The sequence below is a fragment of the Pseudomonas sp. MPC6 genome (assembly GCF_006094435.1).
GTDB lineage: Bacteria > Pseudomonadota > Gammaproteobacteria > Pseudomonadales > Pseudomonadaceae > Aquipseudomonas.
Genome location: NZ_CP034783.1, coordinates 2,932,997 through 2,953,228 on the forward strand (window position 1 = coordinate 2,932,997; position 20,232 = coordinate 2,953,228).

Sequence of the window (20,232 nt, forward strand, 5' to 3'; positions counted from 1 at the left end):
ACATTCACCTCAATTTTTAGCCGATTGTTCTTCCAGCTGATCCGACTCAAACAACCGGGCCAATTCCGCCCGCGCTTCCTGCGCCGTCTGCAGCACCTTTGCCGCATCGTCATACACCGCATGCTGGGCTTCCAGCACCTGTTCATCGTGATGCTTGAAGCGCTTGATCCGCGCATCCGCCTGGGCCTGGCTCAGTCCCAGCCCGACCAGCGTTCGCCGGCTCATTTCCAGGCTCGAATAATAGGTTTCGCGAATAGCCTCGGCGCCGATGTCCATCAAACGGTGCACATGCTGACGGTTGCGGGCCCGGGCGATGATTTTCATGTGCGGATAGAGCCTGTGCACCAGCTCGGCGGTTTTGATGTTGGTGTCCGGATCATCGGTGGCGATGACGAAATACTCCGCCTGCCCGACCTTGGCCGCGCTGAGGATTTCCGGGCGCATCGGGTCACCGTAGAACACCGGCACGCCGCCGAAGCTGCGCGACAGCTCGATGGTTTCCACCGAAGTGTCCAGGGCCACGAACTTGATGTTCTGCGCCCGCAGGATCCGCGCCACGATCTGCCCCATGCGACCCATGCCGGCGATCACCACGCGCGGCGCGTCGGTATCGATCTCGCGGAATTTCTCCGGCACCACCACCGGTTGCACCCTGGGGCTGACCAGCCGCGCGCACACCAGCAGCAGCAACGGCGTCACGGCCATGGACAAGGTGATCGTCAGCACCAGCAAGTCATACAGGCGTGGCTCGAACAAGCCCTGATCGCGGCCGATCTTGAACACCACGAAGGCAAATTCACCGCCCGCCGCCAGCACGATGCCCAGGCGAATCGCACTGACCTTGCCCAGGCCGCCGGCCAACCGGCCAACGACAAACAGCAGCGGCAGTTTGATGGCGATCAGCAGCAGGGTCAGGCCCAGCACCACGATCGGCGCGCTGAGCAGCAGGCTCAGGTTGGCCCCCATGCCGACGCTGATGAAAAACAGCCCCAGCAACAAGCCCTTGAACGGCTCGATCTGCGCTTCCAGTTCGTGGCGGTATTCGGAGTCCGCCAGCAGCAAGCCAGCGAGGAAAGCGCCAAGGGCCATCGAGACGCCGACCAGATCCATCAGCCACGCCGTACCGATGACCACCAGCAACGCGGTGGCGGTGGAGACCTCCGGTAAACCGGTCTTGGCCACCACCCGGAACACCGGGCGCAGCAGATAGCGTCCGCCGATCACCACCACCGCGATGCTGCCCAGCACCCGCAAGCCATGGTTCAAATCTTCGGCAGCGGTGGTGGTGTGATCACCGCCCGCCAGCAGCGGCACCATGGCGATCAGCGGGATCGCGGCAATGTCCTGGAACAGCAGGATGGCGAACGCCAGCCGCCCGTGGGGACTGGTCAGCTCCTTGCGTTCAGCCAGGCTCTGCAGCCCGAACGCGGTGGAAGACAAGGCCAGGCCAAGCCCGAGTACGATGGCGCTGTTCAACGACTGGCCGAAAACGAACAGCGCACACACGCCAATCACCGTCCCCGTCAGCACCACTTGCGCCAGGCCGACGCCGAACACCGCTTTGCGCATCACCCACAAACGTCGCGGCGACAGTTCCAGGCCGATGATGAACAGCAGCAACACCACGCCGAGTTCGGAAATGTGGCTGACGCTTTGCGGATTGTCGATCAACCCCAGTACCGACGGCCCGATGATGACGCCGGCAAACAGATACCCCAGCACCGCCCCCAGTTGCAGGCGCTTGGCCAGTGGCACGGTGAGCACCGCCGCGAACAGAAACACGACAGCGGCTTGCAACAGGTTGCCTTCATGGGGCATGGCGAACTCCAACGGATGCGGTACGGCGGGGGCGACAAGGATAAAGGCAGGACTTGCCGCAGATCCAGTGCGGGAACGGTTAGATCACCGATGTCGCGAGCACAGCAAATACCTGTGGGAGCGGGCTTGCCCGCGAAGGCGGCGTCACATTCAACACATTCGTCGGCTGGCAGAATGCTTTCGCGAGCAAGCCCGCTCCCACCAGAGATCTGCGTTGATCTGAAAACCTCAGGTCTACAGCGATTACCTGTGGGAGCGAGACCGGCTTGCCGACGAAGGCTATCTCAGGTTCACTTCGCCCGAAGCAGCCAATTCATTACACCTCGCCTTTATCCCACAGATGCACCAATTCCCCCGGCGCCCGATCTTCAGGCACTTTCATCACCATCCGGTCATCCTGCTCACCAATGCGATAGCACACTTCAATCTCATAAAAACGCTGGTCACCTCGCCCCGAGGCCGGGTCTTCGATTGCCAGGCAACCTTCCAGCACCGAGCAAATCCGTGTGCGTTGATCGATGTTGCATTGCGCAAATTCGATGCTACGCGGACGAGTCAAGGCATGGATCGCCGCCACGCCGCCCTGGCGGGACAGACGTACCACGGTATCATCGCCCAGTGCAGGCAGGCTTTTCATGATTGCTCCTGAGTCGGGATCACACCTGTTTCAGACCAGGCGTGCTGCACCACTTCAGCGCCATCGGCGCCATAACGCTGGCGGGCATGCTCGATGGTCAGCGCCGCGAAGTCACTGAAGGACGCCTCTTTGTTCAAGCCTTGGTCGCACAGGGTGTCGTACCAGATACGACCGGTTTTCTCCCAGGCAAAGCGGCCAAATGCCTTGGCCGCTAGATAAAACGCCCGGTTGGGGATGCCGGAGTTGATATGCACGCCACCGTTGTCCTCCTGGGTGATCACGAACTTGCGCATGTGATCCGGTTGCGGGTCCTTGCCGAGCAGCGGGTCGTCATAGGCCGTGCCGGGATGGGCCATCGAGCGCAAGCCGATGCCTTTTATCCGCGGTGTCAGCAAGTCGGCGCCGATCAGCCAGTCCGCCTCGTCGGCGGTCTGGCCCAGCACATGTTGCTTGATCAGCACCCCGAACACGTCCGATATCGATTCATTCAAGGCGCCGGACTGATTGGCGTAAACCAGGCCGGCTTCGCTTTCGATCACGCCATGGGTCAACTCGTGCCCGATCACATCCAGCGAGCGGGTGAAACGCTCGAAAATTTCGCCGTCACCGTCACCGAAGACCATCTGCGCCCCGTTCCAGAAGGCATTCTCATAATCCTGGCCGTAATGCACGCTGCCGATCAGCGCAAAACCCTGGTTATCGATGGAGTCGCGGCCGAGCACCTTCCAGAAGAAATCATGGCTGGCGCCCAAGGCATCGTAGGCCTCATCGACCGCCGGATCGCCCGTCGCCGGCTGCCCTTCAAGCCGGGCAGGCATCCCCGGCAGGAGCATTTTCCCCTGAGCGTCATGAATGCTGCGCAGGACCTGACCGGGTTGCGCGGAAGGCGGCAGGAGGGTCGCCGCCGCAGACCGCACCGGTGGCAGCGGCGTATGCCGAAGGGTGCGCACATGGCTCAGGGTACTCAGGGCACTGGAGCGCTGCCGCTCGGAGCCATGGGCAATAATGCGGTTGAGGATGTATGGCGGAATGAAACTGCACAACGATCGTGAGTCGGTCATCAGAGCATCCTTTCCTGAGTACGAAGTCGATACACATCTGAGCGGCAGGCGGCGATTCGGTTCCATGGATTGCCAACAGCGGCGGATTCTGCGAAAACCTCCGTCCGCGCCCCCATGACCCGGGCGACAACGAACGAGTATCCAGTATGAATGAAGAATTACAAATCATCGATCTGCAGCCGGGCGACGGCAAAGCCGCCGTCAAGGGCGCGCTGATCACCACGCAGTACCGCGGCTGGCTGGAAGACGGCACTGAATTCGATTCTTCCTACAGCCGGGGCAAGCCGTTCCAGTGCGTGATCGGCACCGGACGGGTGATCAAGGGTTGGGATCAGGGCATCATCGGCATGCAGGTGGGCGGCAAGCGCAAGTTGCTGGTGCCGGCGCATCTAGCCTATGGCGAGCGGACCATGGGCAAGATCACGCCGAATTCGAATCTGATCTTCGAGATCGAATTGCTGGAAGTACTGACCCGGGATGATTGATTGTCAGGGCTGAAAGGTTTCCCGGTAGGCATAGAGGCCCGGGGTGCCGCCGGTCATCACGAACAGCACATCGTCCCCGGAACGGAAGCGTCCTTGCCCGAGATCGGCCAGCAGCCCGGCGAAGGCTTTGCCCGAATACACCGGGTCGATCAATACGCCTTCGGCCTGGGCCATCAGGCGTACTGCGTCTTGCATGGCCTGCGTCGGCAGGCCATAACCGTCACCCAGTTGACTACCGTCGATGACAATCTCTTCAGGCTGCACGATGGCGCTGCTGCCCAACAGCGTGAGTGCGTCCTGGGTCAATTGCAGGGTCCTGGCCGCGGACGTGTCTCGATCGGATAAAACCGAATACGACTTGACGAGCGATGTGCCGCGACCCAGCAACCGGAAGCCGGCCGCGAGCCCGGCATGGGTGCCGGCGCTGCCGTTGGGCACCACCACCTGATTGAAGCTAAGATCCAGTTCGGTCTCCTGCTGCGCGATCTCCGCCGCGCAACGCGCATAACCGAGACTGCCCAGGGGCGTTGAACCACCCGTAGGAATCACCAGCACTTTGCGCCCGCAATCGCGCAGTTGCGCGGCCCGTATCTCGGCCTTGGCGACCGAATCGCTGCCGCCGGGCAGCACCTGCAGGTGTGCGCCGAACAACTGATCGAGCAGGACGTTGCCGTTGAGTTCGTAATCCACATCAGCTTTGGGGACCGACCGGGTCAGGATCAATTCGCAGGTAATGCCCAGGCGAGCACACACGGCGGCGGTCAGGCGTGCATGGTTGGACTGGAGACCGCCCACGGTAATGACCGTGTCGACCCCGGCCTCCAGCGCAGCTCCGAGATGGAACTCGAGCTTGCGCAGCTTGTTGCCACCCCCACCCATCAACATGTGATCGTCGCGCTTGAGAAACAGGCCGATGCCCTGCGACTTCAGCCCCAACAGATGTTCCAGGCGCTCGGCCCGCTGAATCGGGGTGGGCCCTTGCAGCAAATTTGCTCGCGCAAAAGAACTCAGTGACTTGTCCAGTAGGGTTTGCATCAATAGGGCCTCGTTGGTCGCATGTTATTCCGGTGACTGTATGAACAAGGGCTCCCCGTGATAACCCGTTTGGCAGTTATTTCTCTTATTACATGATGTATTTAATGGCGCATGGCTTGACCGCTAGGGAGGCGGATTTTTTCGGCCGGTTTCGATAGGCTGCATTGTTTCGGATAGTCAATGCCGTTGCAGGGGAGGCTGTGTGTCGTCAATCAGTGAATACGCCGCTTATATCCAACTAGTGGACGACGCTTATCGGCACTGGACCGGAGAAAGCCTGCCGGCTCCCCGGTCGCTGACAGGACCCGAGCGCTTGCATTGGTTGCACGCGCATGCGCCTTACAGCCTGCTGGCCCATGGCACGGAGGACGACCCTTGTTTCTTCTACGCCAATGAACAGGCGCTGGCCTGCTTCGGATACCCGCGTTCAGTATTCCTGGGCATGCCATCACGGTTCAGCGCTTCGCCGCTGGACCGCGCCATGCGCCAGTCGCTGCTGGAGCAGGTCACGGCCAACGGCATTGCCCATGGCTACAGTGGCTATCGAGTGGACAGGGAGGGTCATGCGTTCATGATTCACGAAGGCAAGGTCTGGACGCTGATCGATCAACGCGGAGAAAACCGGGGCCAGGCGGCGTTGTTCTGGCCGGATGAACGGAGTATTGGCCGGGTCGATTGAGGAGGCGGAATCTGTAGGAGCATCACCTTCATCGCTTAACCGCCATTGCACTCAAGCACTGAGTCGGCTGCGCAACAACCTGGCCATGTCCTCCAGCTCCGCCGCCGGGTTATGCCCGAGCAGCATCCACGCGTGTTCCATATCAGCCCAATACACCACATTGAGCCCACGTCGACGTTCGTGTGCAAAGGGTCGACTGCCGCTGTTGGCACGGGTGACGCACAGCGCCAGGGGGCCGTGCGCCGGGTCGAGCCAGGTCATCTGGGCGATGGGCACACCGTCGTATTCGAGGATTTGCGCGCGCTTGAATTGTGCGCGCGGCAAGGCCAGTCTGGCCGGCGCCAGATTGAGCCCAAGACGCGCGTCGATGGTGCGCAATTGCGCGCGCTGGGCGGCTTCGTCGCTGGGCAGATGGTCCAGGGTTTGCGGCACGTAGAGCGCCATGGAGTCCGCAACCAGTGCTCGCCAGCTATTTTTCTGCGAGCTCGATTGCCAACTGAGGAATAGCCGGTCCGCCACCACGCCACAGACCACCAGCCCGGCCGCCGCCGCCAGGAACCAGCGCCGGTTCATGGCCGGACGCGCGGGGCTGGGCAACGTGTCGAGCATGGACTGCAGGCGTTCGGTAGGCGCTTGCCGAGCCAATTCGTCGTAGGCGTTTTTGAACGGCAGGCTGCTGCGGGCCAGCCACTGCAGGCGCAGGTTGAGCAGCGAGTCTTCGGCGATGGCGGCGTCGATGCGGCGGCGCTGTTCGCTGTCGAGCTGGTCGTCGAGGTAGGCCACCAGTTGCTCATCCGAAGGGATCGCGTGATCACTCATCGAGGTTCTCCAGTGGCAGGTGTCGGCACGGCTTGCAACGGCGGGTACTCGGCGAGCTTCAACCGTGCGGCGGCCAGGCGACTCATGACGGTGCCGATGGGCACTTGCAGCACCTCGGCGACCTCGCGGTAGGACAAGCCCTCGACATAGGCCAGAAATACCGTTTCACGCTGGGCTTCGGGCAGCGCATCGACACGGCGGATCACCTGAACGGCGAGGACAGGGGGCTGGGCCGCGTGTTCACCGTCGAACGACAACGCGTGGTCGGCATCCACCAGGCCCTGGCCTTGACGCACCCGGCGCGAGCGGACTTCGTTGAGCCAGATCGAATGCAGGATGCTCAGCAGCCATCGGTCCATGCGAGTGCCCGGGACAAACTGCCCGGCACGTTCGAGCGCCCGTACGCAGGTAGCCTGGACCAGATCTTCGGCGACGTGCCGTTGCCGGGACAGCAGCAGGCCGTAGCGCCATAGACGCGCCAGATGCTGGCCCAATTCGGCCCGTATTGCCTGATCGCTGGCGATGGCGACCTCCGTCCGCTCGGGTGTCAGGTTTTCGACGAATCGTTGATGGCTTCAGCCAGGTCCTGGTATTCCTCACAGGTACTGCCACAGATCGATTTGATCTGCTGCAATTGTTCCTGCGCCAGGTCCAGCCGACCCTTGATCACATAGGCTTCGCCCAGGTACTCACGCACTTGCGCGTACTGCGGGTCGAGTTTGACCGCTTGCAGGTAGTACCCGATGCCTTCGTCGGTGCGCCCCAGTTTACGCGTGGCGTAGCCGCGATAGTTCAAAGCCTTGGCAGTGTTCGGCTGTTGCAGCGTGTCGAGCAACGCGAGGGCTTCTGCGTAGCGACCGTCCTTGGCCAGGCGATAGGCGTAATCGGTACGGTCGGCGTCCGGGACCAGGCTGCTGTTCTGCATCAGGCATTTCTGCTGCTTGCTGTCCCAGACCTGGCCTTTGGGGCAGTTGGGTTTTTTGACAGGTTCCTCTTCATCGCCGTTGGCGAATGCAAGCGAACCGGACAGGGCGAAGACCAGCAGCAGCGGGGTAGTGAAAGCAGCAAGACGGATGTTCATTGACGATGCTCCAAGGTGGATGCGTTTCAGTTCGAACCAGTCGAGGTTGAGACATCGAGCAGGCCAACATAGTTGACTGGTTCTGCTCGCGTCCGTCGATTCGGGGCGATGGCGGGTGAACTGTAGGAGCGTGCTTGCTCCTACAGCAGGCGAATCGGCGCGCCGGCCGACCAGGCCTGGATGTCCTCGATCATCTGCGAAAAAAACTGTTGATAGTTCTGCCGACTGACGTACCCGACGTGGGGCGTGGCCAGCACATTCTCCAGGGTCCGGAACGGATGATGCGCGGGCAAAGGCTCTTGCTCGAACACGTCCAGCGCCGCGCCGGCCAGGCGTTGTTTCTGCAGGGCCTTGATCAATGCCGACTCATCGACGATGGGGCCGCGGGCAGTGTTGACCAGCAGCGCCGTGGGTTTCATCCAGTCCAATGCCTGGGCGTCGACCATGCCCCGGCTGCGCTCGCTGAGCACCAGATGCACCGACAGCACATCGGCCTGTTCGAACAGTTCCTGCTTGCTGACATAGGTCACGTCGACTTCCGCCGCGCGCTCGGCGGTCAGGTTTTCGCTCCAGGCGATCACCCGCATGCCGAACACCTGGCCGAACCGGGCAACACGCTGGCCAATGCTGCCCAAGCCAAGGATTCCCAGGGTTTTGCCGTGCAAATCGCCGCCTAGCCCTTGCTGCCATTTGCCAGCGCGCAGGGCATTGGCTTCAACCACCAGGTTACGGGTTGCGGCCATGATCAGTGCCCAGGTCAATTCCGGCGCGGCGTGTTTGTAGCTGTCGGTGCCGCAAACCCGAATGCCCAGCGCGGCAGCGGCTTTCAGGTCCAGGGCGGCGTTGCGCATGCCGCCGGTGACCAGCAGTTTGAGTGTCGGCAATTGCCGCAACAGGTCCTCGTCGAACCGGGTGCGCTCGCGCATCACACAGATCACTTCAAATTCACCCAGTCGCTCTGCCAGGGTTGCGTTGTCGGCGGGGTAGTCATGGATAAAACTCACCTGGCCGATGGCGTCCAGCGCCGACCAGTCCACCACGTCCCGGGCCACATCCTGCCAGTCGTCGATAACCGCAATCTGCACCGCCATCAGCCTTACCTCATCAACGAACGGGATTGGTCTTGTTCAGCCAGGCCAGCAACGCCTGGTGGAATTTCGCCGGCTCTTCCATTTGCGGCGCGTGGCCCATCCCGGGGAATTCGACCAGCGTCGACTGGGGAATCAGTTTCGCCACTTGCTTGCCGAGTACCTGGTAGTGCCCGATTTTCGCCTTGACCTCGGGCGGCGCAAGGTCCTTGCCGATGGCCGTGGTGTCGGAAGTACCGATCAGCAGCAGCGTCGGCATCTTCAAGTCCTTGAACTCGTAGTACACCGGTTGGGTGAAGATCATGTCGTAGATCAACGCCGAATTCCACGCCACCTGAGTCTTGCCCGGCCCTTTGCTCAGGCCCGCGAGCATGTCCACCCAGCGATCATACTCGGGCTTCCAGCGGCCGTCGTAATACGTGCTGCGCTCGTAGTCGCGGATGCCTTGGGCGGTGACCTTCAATTCACGCTCATACCATCGATCCACCGTGCGATAGGGCACGCCGAGGGCTTTCCAGTCTTCCAGGCCGATGGGGTTGACCAGTGCCAGCTGTTCGACCTGATCGGGATACAGGAGTGCATAGCGGGTGGCGAGCATGCCGCCGGTGGAATGCCCGAGCAACGTGGCCTTCTGGATACCGAGGGCCTTGAGCAGTTGCTGGGTGTTGGTGGCCAGTTGCTGGAAGCTGTATTGGTAGTTGTCCGGCTTGCTGGACGTACAGAAACCGATCTGGTCCGGGGCGATGACCCGGTAGCCGGCGTCGCTCAGGGCCTTGATCGAGGTGTCCCAGGTCGCGCCGCAGAAATTCTTGCCATGCAGCAACACGACGCTGCGCCCGTTGGCCTTGCCGTTGGCAGCGACGTCCATGTATCCCATCTGCAGGGTCTTGCCTTGGGACTGGAAGTCGAAGTGCTTGACGGTGTAGGGGTATTCGAAACCTTGCAACTGTGGACCGTATTCCGGGCCTTCGGCATAAGCGATGACCGGCAGTGCGGCGGTCAGCAGCAGGCTGGGCAGCCAGCGCGAGCGTCTCTGGGGCATGGGTAAACTCCATTGGAAATCCGCCGATGCTGGATCGGCATGATTAGGGCGACATTAAACACAGGCAATCACGGCGCCAGATCGTTCAACCCATCCAGCCCAATGTGGCCAGGGCCAGTACGCCATAGCGGGCGCCTTTGGCGAGGGTCACGATCAGCAGGAATCGCCCCAGCGGCTCGCGCATCACCCCGGCCACCAGGGTCAGCGGATCACCGATGACGGGCACCCAACTTAGCAGCAAGGACCAGTGACCGTAGCGCTGATAATGGATTCGGGCTTTTTCCAGATGGCGAGGACTGACCGGAAACCAGCGCCGGTCGCGGAAGCGCTCGATGCCACGGCCCAGCCACCAGTTGACCAACGACCCCAGGACATTGCCCAGCGTGGCCACGGCCAGCAACAGCCAGAGCCAATACCGGTCGCTGAGCAGCAACCCCACCAGCAGCGCTTCGGACTGCAGGGGCAGCAGGGTCGCGGCGCCGAACGCGGCGAAAAACAGCCCGATGTACGCACCGGACATCAATGGGCAGGGTAGTCCGCCACCACCACGTCAGTGCCGTCCTTTTTCAGGCCGATCACCTGATAGGCATCACTCATGCCGTCCATTTCCATGCCAGGCGAACCCATGGGCATGCCGGGGGCGGCGACACCCAGCAGATCGTCGCGCTTGCTCAAGGCCAACACCTGATCGGCGGGCACATGGCCTTCAACGAATTTGCCATTGATCAGGCCGGTATGGCACGACGACAGACGCGGCGGCACGCCGTGCTGTTGCTTGAATTCGCTCATGTTGGTTTCGACGCGATCGTCGACCTTGAAACCGTTGGCCTCCAGATGGCTGATCCATTTTTTGCAGCAGCCGCAGTTGGCGTCGCGGTGGACCTCGATCGGGATCAGGTCGGCGGCCTGGGCCAGGGAGGAGATGAACAGGGCGCTCAGGGCGGCCAGACGCAGATGGGTTCGCATGGGTAATCTCGTTTCAGGTAGCGGCCAGAAAAATGCATTCTGACCATTCTAGACAACTACGAGGCGCGAGACTGTTTCGAAGTAATACTGGATTCGACGCAACGTTGGAAAAACCTCATGGTGATCGCCGCAAGAAGCCAAAACGCTCCATCGGTTGTAACATGAGACCCCGTTTGCAGCCCCCATCCCCGAAAAACACCAAGGGACTGGCCTGCCTGCGGATACAACATTTTTCAGCTTCAGGCTCACATTCAGGAAATGGCAATGACTCAGTCGCAACGTTTGAAATACTCGATTCTGATCTCCCTGGTCGTGCTGGGCATCATGTTTGGCCTGTCTTATCTGCAGAACACCGGCGTCATCGACGAAAAGCTGTTCCAGTACATTGCGATTGGCGTAGCGGTGCTGGTGGTGGTGATCAATGGCGTGATGCGCCGCAAGGTCAAGCCCTGAGCGACGCTCATCGGCCGGGTCGCTCGGGATGAAGAACGGCGGCGGCCTGTGGATGCAGGCTGTAGCTTTTGTCCGGATTCAGGGTGATCACGCCTTCGCCGCACAGGCGCTTCAACACTTCCCGCACACTGAGAAACGACAACGGGATGTCCAGGTCCAGCAAGTGACTGTGCACGCCCCGCACCCCCAGGCTGCGGTCGCTTTCGGCGGCAGTCAGCAAGGCGTCGATGACCTTCAGACGAATCAGACTGGTGCGCAGGCCGAAGCTCTTGAGCAGGAATCTGATCCGCTCGTTGCCGTGGCGCTCGGTACGTTGATCGAAAACGCCGGAGCCCATGGCGGTGCTCTTTGGCGCAGTGCTACCGTCCGTTGGCAGTTGCGAGTTGTACATGCAAAAACTCCTTTTTTAGAGCCTGAACCGGAAAATGTGATGAGCGCTCTCATTCAATAAGACGCATGAGCCGGGCAAATCATGAAGGCTCAGATGTAGAAATTTTGTCGCCATCGCGTCAGCGCCACGTCAGACGCCGTAATGGCGGGGGCCAGCGCCCTAAATTTTTTTCCTTCGCTTCGTCCTTAGGGGGAGGCACATTGCGGGCAGCGACGCCGGGTGTGTCCTTCGTTTATACGATCAGGAGCGAGCGTGATTATTTCCAGGCAGTTAACCCGGTTGAGCCTTGCCGGGATGTTGGTGGGCTTGAGCCTTGCGGCAAACGCGCGCAGCCAGCCGGAGCAGGCGACTGCCGATATCCGTCGCACCAGTTTCGGCGTGCCGCATATTCGCGCCGAGAATGAGCGCGGCCTCGGCTATGGCATTGGTTATGCCTACGCCCAGGACAACCTGTGCCTGCTGGCCAATGAGATCATCACGGTGAACGGCGAACGCTCACGCTATTTCGGCCCGGACCAATTGACGGTCGAAGAGCGGGAAAACCGGGTCAGTGATGTATTTTTCTCCTGGTTGAACACCCCCCAGGCCGTCGACGCATTCTGGCAGGCGCAAACGCCGCAAATCCGCCAGCTCATGGACGGTTATGTGGCCGGCTACAACCGTGCCCTGGGAGAGCGTCGGGTCCAGGGGTTGCCACAGCAATGCCGGGGTGACTGGGTGCGAGAAGTGACGGCGCAGGACCTGGTCAAGTTGATCCGTCGTCTGCTGGTCGAAGGCGGCGTAGGGCAATTTGCCGAAGCCTTGGCCGGTGCCACCCCACCCAAAGCCGTCGCTCGAACGACAGCCGCCCCGACCTCATTCCAGCTTGCCGATTCGCGCATGCAGCGCTTTGCCCTGGATCGTGGCAGCAATGCGGTGGCGGTCGGCAGCGAGCGTTCTTTCAATGGCCGCGGCATGTTGCTGGCCAATCCGCATTTCCCCTGGGTCGGCGGGATGCGCTTCTACCAGATGCACCTGACCATTCCCGGCAAGCTGGACGTCATGGGCGCCGCGTTGCCCGGGTTGCCGATGATCAACATCGGTTTCAGCCAGCACCTGGCCTGGACCCACACCGTGGACTCGTCGAAGCATTTCACCTTGTACCGCCTGCAACTCGACCCCAAGGATCCCACCCGCTATCTGCTCGACGGCAAGTCGTTACCGATGAAGCAACAGACGGTGACCGTGGACGTGAAGCAGCCGGATGGCCAGACCCGCGCGGTGTCCCATGTGGTCTTCAGTTCACAATTCGGCCCGATCGTGCAGTGGCCGGGGAGGCTCGACTGGGACCATCAGGTCGCCTATAGCTTGCGCGATGCCAACCTGGATAACGATCGGGTGCTGCAGCAGTGGTACGCGATGAACCGTGCAACCAGCCTCAAGGCGTTGCAGGCGTCGGTGCATGAAATCCAGGGGATTCCCTGGGTCAACACCCTGGCGGCGGACGATCAGGGGCAGACGCTGTACATGAACCTGTCAGTGGTGCCGAACGTCAATGCCGACAAACTGGCCAAGTGCAGCGATCCTCGGGCCGGGTTGCAGATGATCGTGCTCGACGGTTCCAACAGCGCCTGCGCCTGGGACATCGATCCGCACGCTGCGCAACAAGGCATCTATGCGGCAGAGCGGTTGCCGCAATTGTTGCGCAAGGACTTTGTACAACACTCCAATGATTCGGCCTGGATGGCCAACCCGGCCCAGCCGCTCACCGGCTTCTCGCCGCTGATCAGCCAGGACAACCAGCCTTTGGGGCTGCGTTCACGCTTTGCCCTGGATCGCCTGGGTGCCTTGAGCAAGGCCGGCCCGATTGCGGCGGCGGACCTGCAACGGATGGTCATGGACGACCAGGTGTATCAGGCCACCCAGGTGATGCCGGACCTGCTGCAATTCTGCGCGGCGGACCTGGGGGGCGATGCGCCGACGCTGACGCCGTTGTGCGCCAGCCTCAAGGCCTGGGACCGCAGTGCGAATCTCGACAGTGGCCTGGGGTGGGTGCATTTCCAGAACGTCATGGAGGCGCTGCAGGACGCACCTGATGTCTGGCGTGTCGGGTTCGATCCGAAAGATCCGCAGCATACGCCGCGTGGCCTGGCCGTGGATCGTCCGCCCGTGGCGAAGGCCGTCCGCGAGGCCATGCTGGCATCGGTGGAGCACGTCAATCAATCGGGCCTGAAGTCTGACAGCCGTTGGGGTGATATCCAGGTGGTCAGCAGTGGTGGCCAGCAGACGCCGATTCACGGCGGGCCCGGTACCCTGGGGGTGTATAACGCCATCCAGAGCGTGCCGAGAACCGACGGCAAGCGCGAAGTGGTCAGTGGCACCAGCTATTTGCAAGTGGTGACCTTCGATGACCAGGGGCCGCAGGCCCAGGGGTTGCTGGCATTCTCGCTGTCCAGTGACCCGGCGTCGAAGTATTCCCGGGACCAGACCCTGGCCTTTTCGCAAAAACAGTTGAGTGTGCTGCCGTTCACCGAGCAGCAGATCACGGCCGATCCGCAGTATCAGACCCTGACGATCCGCGAGCAGGATGAAAAAGCCGGGAAGGTGGCCAGACAGTAAAGCGATTGGTGCTGTAGCGAAGAATGAAGGCCGCACCCTCACAAGGGCTGCGGCCTTCAGCTTTTCGGGGCTTGTTGCGGAATGGCGTTGAGGACCGGGTTGCCGTCCTTGTTGCGGGTCAGGTAGACCGGGAGCACCTTGGGCAGGGATGCCGCCAGGCTGTTGAGCTCCTTGATGTTGTAGATGCCGCCGAGGCGGATCGAGCCGGTACTGTGGTCGGCCAGCATCAGCGGCTTGCCCAGGTATCGATTGATCAAGGGCAGGGCATCGGACAACGCCAGGTCATCGAGCACCAGTTTGCCGCTGCGCCAGGCCAATGAATTATCGTTGGCGTAGGTCTGGCTGATCTGCGGTGTGTAGTCGCCGTGTTTATAACGGGCCTGCATCGACGGCCCGAGACGCAAGCCATCGCCCGGAAGATCATCGTTGCTGCTCACCAGTACCGAACCTTCAATCAGGTTGACGCGCACCTGATCCTCATACATCCAGACGTTGAATTTGGTTCCGGTGACCCGAATCCTGCCGTCCGCCGCCCTGACGATAAAGGGGTGAGCGGTGTCGTGGCTGACGCTGAAAAAAGCTTCGCCCCTCTCCAGCGTGACCTGGCGATGATCCTTGTAGTTGCTGAACGTCAGCTCGCTGCCCAGGTTCAGTTCCACCTGGCTGCCATCGCTCAGGGTCACCTGACGCACCGTATCGCCGGCCTCGAAGTGCTGGTAGGCATCGGGCAGCCAGCCGAGGTTCCAGCCGCTGAAGGCGGCCAGTGGCAACGCCAGGGCACACACGGCGGCCGCGATGCCGACCGTGCGCCAGGGCGTGGCAGGTTTGATCCGGGCAGCTGGCACCACGGCGTCGGGACGAGGCAAATCCCCTGCGACTTCCCAGATGTCCAGCATGGCCTCGTACTCGAACGCATGAAGCGGATGCGCATCACGCCACTGTTCGAAAGCCAGGCGCTCGTGCGCGGTGCAGTCGCTGGCGTGCAGACGCATGCACCAGTGCGCAGCGGCATCGGTGATGGCGTCATATTGGGCTTGCGAGAGAGGGCTGTCGGTCATTGACTCATCCTGATTTCCTGCATTCTAACCTTGAGCGAAGTCGGCGAGAACAACCGTCATGGCAATTACCCATCAATCAGCACTGTTTTTTACTTAAACACCCGAAAAACCGGCAGTTGCCATGCAGTATCCATAAACAACGTGAAAAAATGATCAAGGCAACGGCGACTCAAGGCGACGTTGTCGGTGTAACAAGCACGGGGTCGAGCTGTCGACCCATTTCGCAGATGAGCCTGGCGATTGAATCCGCATTACGCAAAATCGTGTCGATCCGCAGATCCGGTTTCACCCGGTCCAGGAAAGCGCTTCGGGCGTCGCTCATCGATTGGGTGCCGGTGATTTTTTTGATTTCCTTGCCGATATGAGCGGTAGCGGGAATGGAATCCAGGCTTTCCCATGACGACATCACGTCGTTCCATAGGGCAAACAACTCTTCGCGGGGCGTTGCCATCGACAAGGCTTCACGCTGGAGTTGTTCATGCTCTTTTTTCAAAGTCACAGCGAATGGCGTGATAGTTGCGATGAGGTCGGAGAATGGACGTCTTGACTCCAGATAGGCGATGTCGATCGTTTTGGCGAAGTGGTGTGAAAACTCATGGATCAACGTGGCTGCCCGGGCATGGCCATCGACATCGAACGGCTCGGTCAGATTGAACTTGTACGAATCAAGTTGCTGATCGAAAAAGGATTCTGTGAAGTACACTTTTTTTTGCATGTCGGATTCAATGACAAATGCGACCACAGGGACGGTCGATGACGTGTTGGCCCCTACAACGAACCTGTTGGTATCGAGTTCGTCCAGCGCCGGATCCACCAGCGCATTGCAGATTGGCACGATAACGGCTTTGATTTTGTCCAGAATTGCGCCGTCGATTACGCTCACGTCAAAAAAAGCTTTCAGGAAGGTGTCAAGCCGAGTGCCTGGGCCAGTGGTCCGCAACTGTGACAAATTGTGCAGGCTATTAAAGGCGTAGCACCTGGCCAAATCGACTGCTTCCACGATTGCTCGCGCCCTGTCGGGGTATTTACGGCGTATTTGGTCCATCCCTTGTGCTTCGATGTTGAGCGTTGCCGAAGCGTCGAAACGGGTTGTGATTCTGTTCGCGAAACGGGAGATCGCCTTGCCATAGTGTATGGCGTGCGGGTCGGCAGCCAATACCAGCTGGGGGCCTGGGGCCTTTGCCAAGAGGGGGCCGGCTTGCTTTTCGTTGGTCATGCGCCATGCTTTGGCGTGTTTTGCGACGCGATAGACTTTGCCCATGACAGGGGCGTAATGACGGGTTGTCGTAGGGTCGCGATAAGTGCCCTCCGTTGAATCTGTTTGAAACTTTTCCAGCTCGACAGTCGGTGCTTCGTACGCTTGCGCTGTTGTCCGGCTTGCGGAGGTGGTGTTGATGGCTGACCACTGAGGCGCAACGGCAGGCTGTTCTGCGGGGAGTTCTGTGGAGGCGAGTGGCGCGGGCGTAGAGGCTGGATTTCCCTGCATCATCCGGCCCATGGTGATCATCTGCGCCGCACCAGAGACGAAGGATTTGAATGCGCTTTTCCAGTGGTGGCCTTGCAGCGCCTCTGCAGAGTCCTTGAAATCCTTGTAGGCCCGCCAAAGAAACAGACCACAGGACAATTTGCCTGGCAGGAATCCAGACACCAACTTGATCCCGGAACTGAACAGTTCCTTGGCTTTTTCCCAATCGGTTCGCGCAGTAACCGTGGATTGACTGCCCAGCATCTGTTTGAGCAGCAGGATGTTATCCTGGAATAGACGTTCCAGCACGTTGCCGGTAACGGGGTTTGAAGCGAGAGTGATTTCCGTAGTTTCTCCCGCGGTGGAGTTGAGCAGGTTTTGAAAGGTCGCCCGAGACGATTCGGGGAGGCGCCGGAGCAACAGGTCGTGCAAAGGCCCTGGGGTATTGAGTGCGGCCAGCAGGTCGGTCTCGGTCTCGAACTCGGTGAAGGGTAGCCCGACAAAATAGGGCGCGTAGAGCACCTGCGGACCGGTCACGCTTTTGCCCGGGCTCACCAGATACATCCCCAGCGCCTTGACGGCTGTAGCGCGGGCTGTGGACATCAACTCCAGCGGACGGATGATAGCGTCTGCACCCGTCACCGCCGCCCGGGCCGTGGCATTGGGCATGTCCAGCAGCTGCTCGATGGCGTCGAACGCCTTCTGTGACAGTTGCTCTTGCAATTTAAGCGCGTGGGCCTCTTGCAACAGGTGCCAGGGCAACTGCCGGAAATAGCGCAGTTTTCGTGCTTTGGCATTGTCGCTATCGCCGGACAATTGCTCCGAAAGCAACTGCTCGTACACAGACTTGATGTTCAGCTGCAAGAGCAGTTGCCGCACAGCGTGGGTGTCCATGCCCGAGGGCAATGCCTTGGAGGTAGTCGATGCTATGGAGAAACCAGTTCCCTGGAGCACATTGACGTGATTCAGCGCAAATTCGGTCAGTGATTGTGCGGGTCCGGCGATGGCTAACGCAGGTGTGACCTTGACGTGGTCAGGGTCAATGAATGAGCCCTGGAAACGGGTTTTTTGCAGGGAGACCAACTGCTCGTGCACATAGACCGCCAGGGTTTTTATGCCATGTAGATAGTCTTTACCCTCCGACAGGCTATGGCGGTGTTGCTCCATTATTTCGACGTGTTTTTGCTGCTCCTCGAGTGATGCCATCCCAAGCCAGGCCGGCAAAGTCTGTTGGGTGGCGATGGCCTCGCCGATATGTTTGGCCCGTTGCAGATTGGTGAAGGTGGGTTGGCGCTTGAGTGCGTCCAAGGCTTTTGCCTGTTGCGTTCCTGTCAGTTTTAGCGTGCGAACGTGGTCGCAAACCGCCAGGAAGTGCTCGATGGACGACTGCTGACGATGGAGCAGCAGATTGTTCTCGATTGGCCGAAAGTTACCCAGTTCGTACGTTTTATGAAACTCACGCTCAGCCGGCAGGAGGTTTTCAAGCAGCGTCAGACGCTTGAGCGGGTCAAGCAGGCGCCGTTGCAGCTCGGTCCTGGCCGTGGCGACCGACTCGAAGGCCTCCAGCCCCATGGCCGGGGTCCAGAGAATCGCCCGGCCTGAATGCTGCGTATCCAGGCCGCCCCGTTCGGTGAGCATGAAACAATGGGCCACGGCCAGCGATGAAGTATGGCCCGCAGATTCAAGGCTGAACCAGTAGGCATCCGGGCGAAATCCATTCAGCGCTTTACGCTGGCGGCGTGTGGGGCGATCGGGGTCGAGTACCGTATCGACGATAGCGCTATCGACTCCGGACAATGTGCGGTTGAGCCGACGAAGATTGGCCTCGCCGCGAATACCCAGCGACATGGCATGGGCCAGTGCGGGTTTCATGGCTTCCAGATAGGTTCGCTGCAGCGCACTGGTCTCGACAGGTTGCGCCTGCCACTGTGCATCGAGAGCCGATCTCACGCTATCGAAGGTTTTAGACAGCGTTGTCGCCTTGTCGGCCAGAACAATTGACGGACGCGATTGTCCCGTAATGACCTGGTGGGTGCTCCACCGACCCTGCGTCGACAACGCCAACAACTGATCGTCGATCATGCTGCGCACGTCCAGTGCCTTGTCGAACAGCGCCTGAATACTCACGTCACCGTCGCTGTGACGGAACACACCCAGCGCGTATTCTACGTTTTGCAACTGTTTGTCGATGATTGCGTCGAACAGCGATTCGAATACTGAACCTGTAATCGCTTCGCCGGAAACGCGAGGTTCATCGAAGCCGAGGAAGCGATGACGCTCCTCTTGCGTCATCAATTCGTACAGTTCATCGTCATGCCCTTTCGCAATGGCCTTGGCGCGCACGGTTTGCTGCAAATCGTCATGGCCATCAAGCACCTGCAAACCACTGGCTGGGGTAAAGAGATAGGCGTCCGGATAAGCAATCATGAATGAACCCGCGAGCTCAACGAAATTCGCTGTGTATTCCCACAGGCGCACTGTTTCGGGAGCCAGCGGCGTTTGCGCGGTTCCAGTGGTACTGCGGTCGAATAAAACCTCCAGTGCCCGACTTTGTTCAGGATTGATGATCTTCTCCTGTCGCTTGAACAGGATGTCCGCCCGAGCCTTGTCGCTGATGGCCTGAATAAACAGCTTGCGCCGGGACTGCCCGTTGGGCAGCACATGATTCCAATACGCCCGGAGTTTTTCGCCGAGCGACCGGGTCAGCCCGGCGGAGGCGGTCTTGACTGCCTTTTGCCATAGCTCACTGTCGCGCTCGGCCTGGTCCGGATCGTAGGGGGCCAACTTACGGTCCGGGTGGCTGAACGCTATGGTCTGGTCTGATGGCCAGCCTTGGTGGCGATAGAAAAGCAGGAGGGCGTCACTGAGCGGCATCGACGTTTCCAATGCGGGGTTCACACGTGAATCAATACCGAAGTTGACCCGGGTGTCGCGTTGCTTCAGTCCTGTAAACGAATGGCCCAACAAATCGTCAAGAATCTCATTCAGCAAGTCTGTCAACGCCGGCAGTTGTATTAACTCCTCCAGCAACCGCTGTGCGTTCTGTTGCAGATTGTTCTGGATGACAGTTTTCTGGTCCTCGAACACTTCGCCCTTGATGATTTCGTGAGCGATCTCGGTGATTGTTTCGCCTTCCAGCTCGATGCGTTGAGCTATCGAGACAAAACGCAACAGTTCGTCGCGCTCGGACGCTCTGGTCAGCCTCAGAATCAGCTCTGCGGCGAGTGAATCGACGTCGTCGAACTTCTCGATCCCGCCGTAAGGTGTATACAGAATCGCACCCGCGTCGTCGGGCGTGGACGACAGCATGAAACATCCAGCCAAGGGCACCGCCACCTTGTCCTTAACCTTCGCCAGCAGTTTTTCGGCAGACATGGGGGGTGTTTGCGCTTGTCGCCGTTCATCGCTCGCCAGCTCGATATGGTTGAGCCAGGTAAAGTCCTTGTCTGACAAGGAGTGGGTTTTTCCCAGTTCCTGGTGTAAACCCGGCTCATTGAGCACTTGCGGAAAAAACAATGGTGAAGTCATGGAGGTCTCGATCGATCGCCACATCGGC

Annotated in this window: 18 protein-coding genes; 4 read left to right on the top strand and 14 right to left on the bottom strand. The window is 60.1% G+C overall.

All coding sequences use genetic code 11. From position 1 onward, the window contains the following. Window positions 1-9: 9 nt before the first annotated feature. The 3 genes from ELQ88_RS15730 to ELQ88_RS15740 form a co-directional block, all read right to left on the bottom strand. On the bottom strand, window positions 10-1,818 hold the full coding sequence (locus ELQ88_RS15730) for a monovalent cation:proton antiporter-2 (CPA2) family protein (protein WP_138966166.1): 1,809 nt from the start codon (window positions 1,816-1,818) through the stop codon (window positions 10-12). A gap of 316 nt (window positions 1,819-2,134) precedes the next feature. Beyond that, entirely contained in the window at window positions 2,135-2,455 is a 321-nt protein-coding gene (locus tag ELQ88_RS15735; protein WP_138966168.1) for a protealysin inhibitor emfourin, read from the bottom strand. Next, on the bottom strand, window positions 2,452-3,516 hold the full coding sequence (locus tag ELQ88_RS15740; RefSeq protein ID WP_138966170.1) for a M4 family metallopeptidase: 1,065 nt from the start codon (window positions 3,514-3,516) through the stop codon (window positions 2,452-2,454). Before ELQ88_RS15740 ends, ELQ88_RS15735 begins: the two co-directional genes overlap by 4 nt. 146 nt (window positions 3,517-3,662) lie before the next feature. On the opposite strand from ELQ88_RS15740, the gene ELQ88_RS15745 reads away from it, so the two are divergent. Then, window positions 3,663-4,001, top strand: a complete 339-nt coding sequence (locus ELQ88_RS15745; protein ID WP_138966172.1) for an FKBP-type peptidyl-prolyl cis-trans isomerase — start codon at window positions 3,663-3,665, stop codon at window positions 3,999-4,001. A gap of 3 nt (window positions 4,002-4,004) precedes the next feature. Here the strand turns inward: ELQ88_RS15745 and ELQ88_RS15750 are convergent, their stop codons facing one another. Then, window positions 4,005-5,036 carry a D-cysteine desulfhydrase family protein gene (locus tag ELQ88_RS15750; RefSeq protein WP_138966174.1) on the bottom strand — a complete coding sequence of 344 codons (1,032 nt, stop codon included), beginning with the start codon at window positions 5,034-5,036 and terminating at the stop codon, window positions 4,005-4,007. A gap of 202 nt (window positions 5,037-5,238) precedes the next feature. Here ELQ88_RS15750 and ELQ88_RS15755 point away from each other — a divergent pair, with 202 nt between their 5' ends. Next, the gene (locus ELQ88_RS15755; RefSeq protein WP_138966175.1) at window positions 5,239-5,715 is read left to right on the top strand and encodes an MEKHLA domain-containing protein; all 477 of its coding nucleotides are present in this window, start codon (window positions 5,239-5,241) and stop codon (window positions 5,713-5,715) included. A gap of 51 nt (window positions 5,716-5,766) precedes the next feature. Here ELQ88_RS15755 and ELQ88_RS15760 read toward each other — a convergent pair whose 3' ends face one another. The 7 genes from ELQ88_RS15760 to ELQ88_RS15790 form a co-directional block, all read right to left on the bottom strand. Beyond that, window positions 5,767-6,534, bottom strand: coding sequence for a transcriptional regulator (locus ELQ88_RS15760; RefSeq protein WP_138966177.1), 768 nt, complete (start codon window positions 6,532-6,534; stop codon window positions 5,767-5,769). Continuing rightward, window positions 6,531-7,028: an RNA polymerase sigma factor gene (locus ELQ88_RS15765; protein ID WP_128870304.1), complete on the bottom strand. Its 498-nt coding sequence runs from the start codon at window positions 7,026-7,028 to the stop codon at window positions 6,531-6,533. Before ELQ88_RS15765 ends, ELQ88_RS15760 begins: the two co-directional genes overlap by 4 nt. 53 nt (window positions 7,029-7,081) lie before the next feature. Further along, a complete protein-coding gene (locus tag ELQ88_RS15770; protein WP_138966179.1) occupies window positions 7,082-7,615 on the bottom strand; it encodes a tetratricopeptide repeat protein in 534 nt (177 codons plus the stop codon). A 140-nt stretch (window positions 7,616-7,755) separates the two neighbouring features. Continuing rightward, window positions 7,756-8,706, bottom strand: a complete 951-nt coding sequence (locus ELQ88_RS15775) for a D-2-hydroxyacid dehydrogenase family protein (protein ID WP_138966181.1) — start codon at window positions 8,704-8,706, stop codon at window positions 7,756-7,758. Between the two features lie 13 nt (window positions 8,707-8,719). After that, complete coding sequence (locus tag ELQ88_RS15780; protein ID WP_138966183.1) at window positions 8,720-9,745, bottom strand: alpha/beta hydrolase; 1,026 nt, start codon at window positions 9,743-9,745, stop codon at window positions 8,720-8,722. A gap of 85 nt (window positions 9,746-9,830) precedes the next feature. Next, on the bottom strand, window positions 9,831-10,265 hold the full coding sequence (locus ELQ88_RS15785) for a YqaA family protein (protein ID WP_128870299.1): 435 nt from the start codon (window positions 10,263-10,265) through the stop codon (window positions 9,831-9,833). Beyond that, the gene (locus ELQ88_RS15790) at window positions 10,265-10,711 is read right to left on the bottom strand and encodes a DUF411 domain-containing protein (protein ID WP_128870300.1); all 447 of its coding nucleotides are present in this window, start codon (window positions 10,709-10,711) and stop codon (window positions 10,265-10,267) included. The genes ELQ88_RS15785 and ELQ88_RS15790 overlap by 1 nt, the downstream gene beginning before the upstream one ends. Before the next feature lie 264 nt (window positions 10,712-10,975). Here ELQ88_RS15790 and ELQ88_RS15795 point away from each other — a divergent pair, with 264 nt between their 5' ends. Continuing rightward, a complete protein-coding gene (locus ELQ88_RS15795) occupies window positions 10,976-11,164 on the top strand; it encodes a hypothetical protein (RefSeq protein ID WP_064677543.1) in 189 nt (62 codons plus the stop codon). A 7-nt stretch (window positions 11,165-11,171) separates the two neighbouring features. On the opposite strand, the gene ELQ88_RS15800 is transcribed toward ELQ88_RS15795, so the two are convergent. Continuing rightward, window positions 11,172-11,555: a fe2+ zn2+ uptake regulation protein gene (locus ELQ88_RS15800; RefSeq protein ID WP_138966185.1), complete on the bottom strand. Its 384-nt coding sequence runs from the start codon at window positions 11,553-11,555 to the stop codon at window positions 11,172-11,174. Between the two features lie 252 nt (window positions 11,556-11,807). Between ELQ88_RS15800 and ELQ88_RS15805 the strand changes: the two genes are divergently transcribed. Further along, a complete protein-coding gene (locus ELQ88_RS15805; RefSeq protein WP_138966187.1) occupies window positions 11,808-14,153 on the top strand; it encodes an acylase in 2,346 nt (781 codons plus the stop codon). A gap of 56 nt (window positions 14,154-14,209) precedes the next feature. On the opposite strand, the gene ELQ88_RS15810 is transcribed toward ELQ88_RS15805, so the two are convergent. Together ELQ88_RS15810 and ELQ88_RS15815 are read right to left on the bottom strand one after the other, a co-directional pair. Further along, window positions 14,210-15,211 (bottom strand): FecR family protein, encoded by a 1,002-nt coding sequence (locus ELQ88_RS15810; protein ID WP_138966188.1) that lies wholly within the window; start codon window positions 15,209-15,211, stop codon window positions 14,210-14,212. Window positions 15,212-15,380: 169 nt separating this feature from the next. Beyond that, window positions 15,381-20,204, bottom strand: coding sequence for a DUF6543 domain-containing protein (locus ELQ88_RS15815; protein WP_228761616.1), 4,824 nt, complete (start codon window positions 20,202-20,204; stop codon window positions 15,381-15,383). Between the last annotated feature and the right edge of the window lie 28 nt (window positions 20,205-20,232).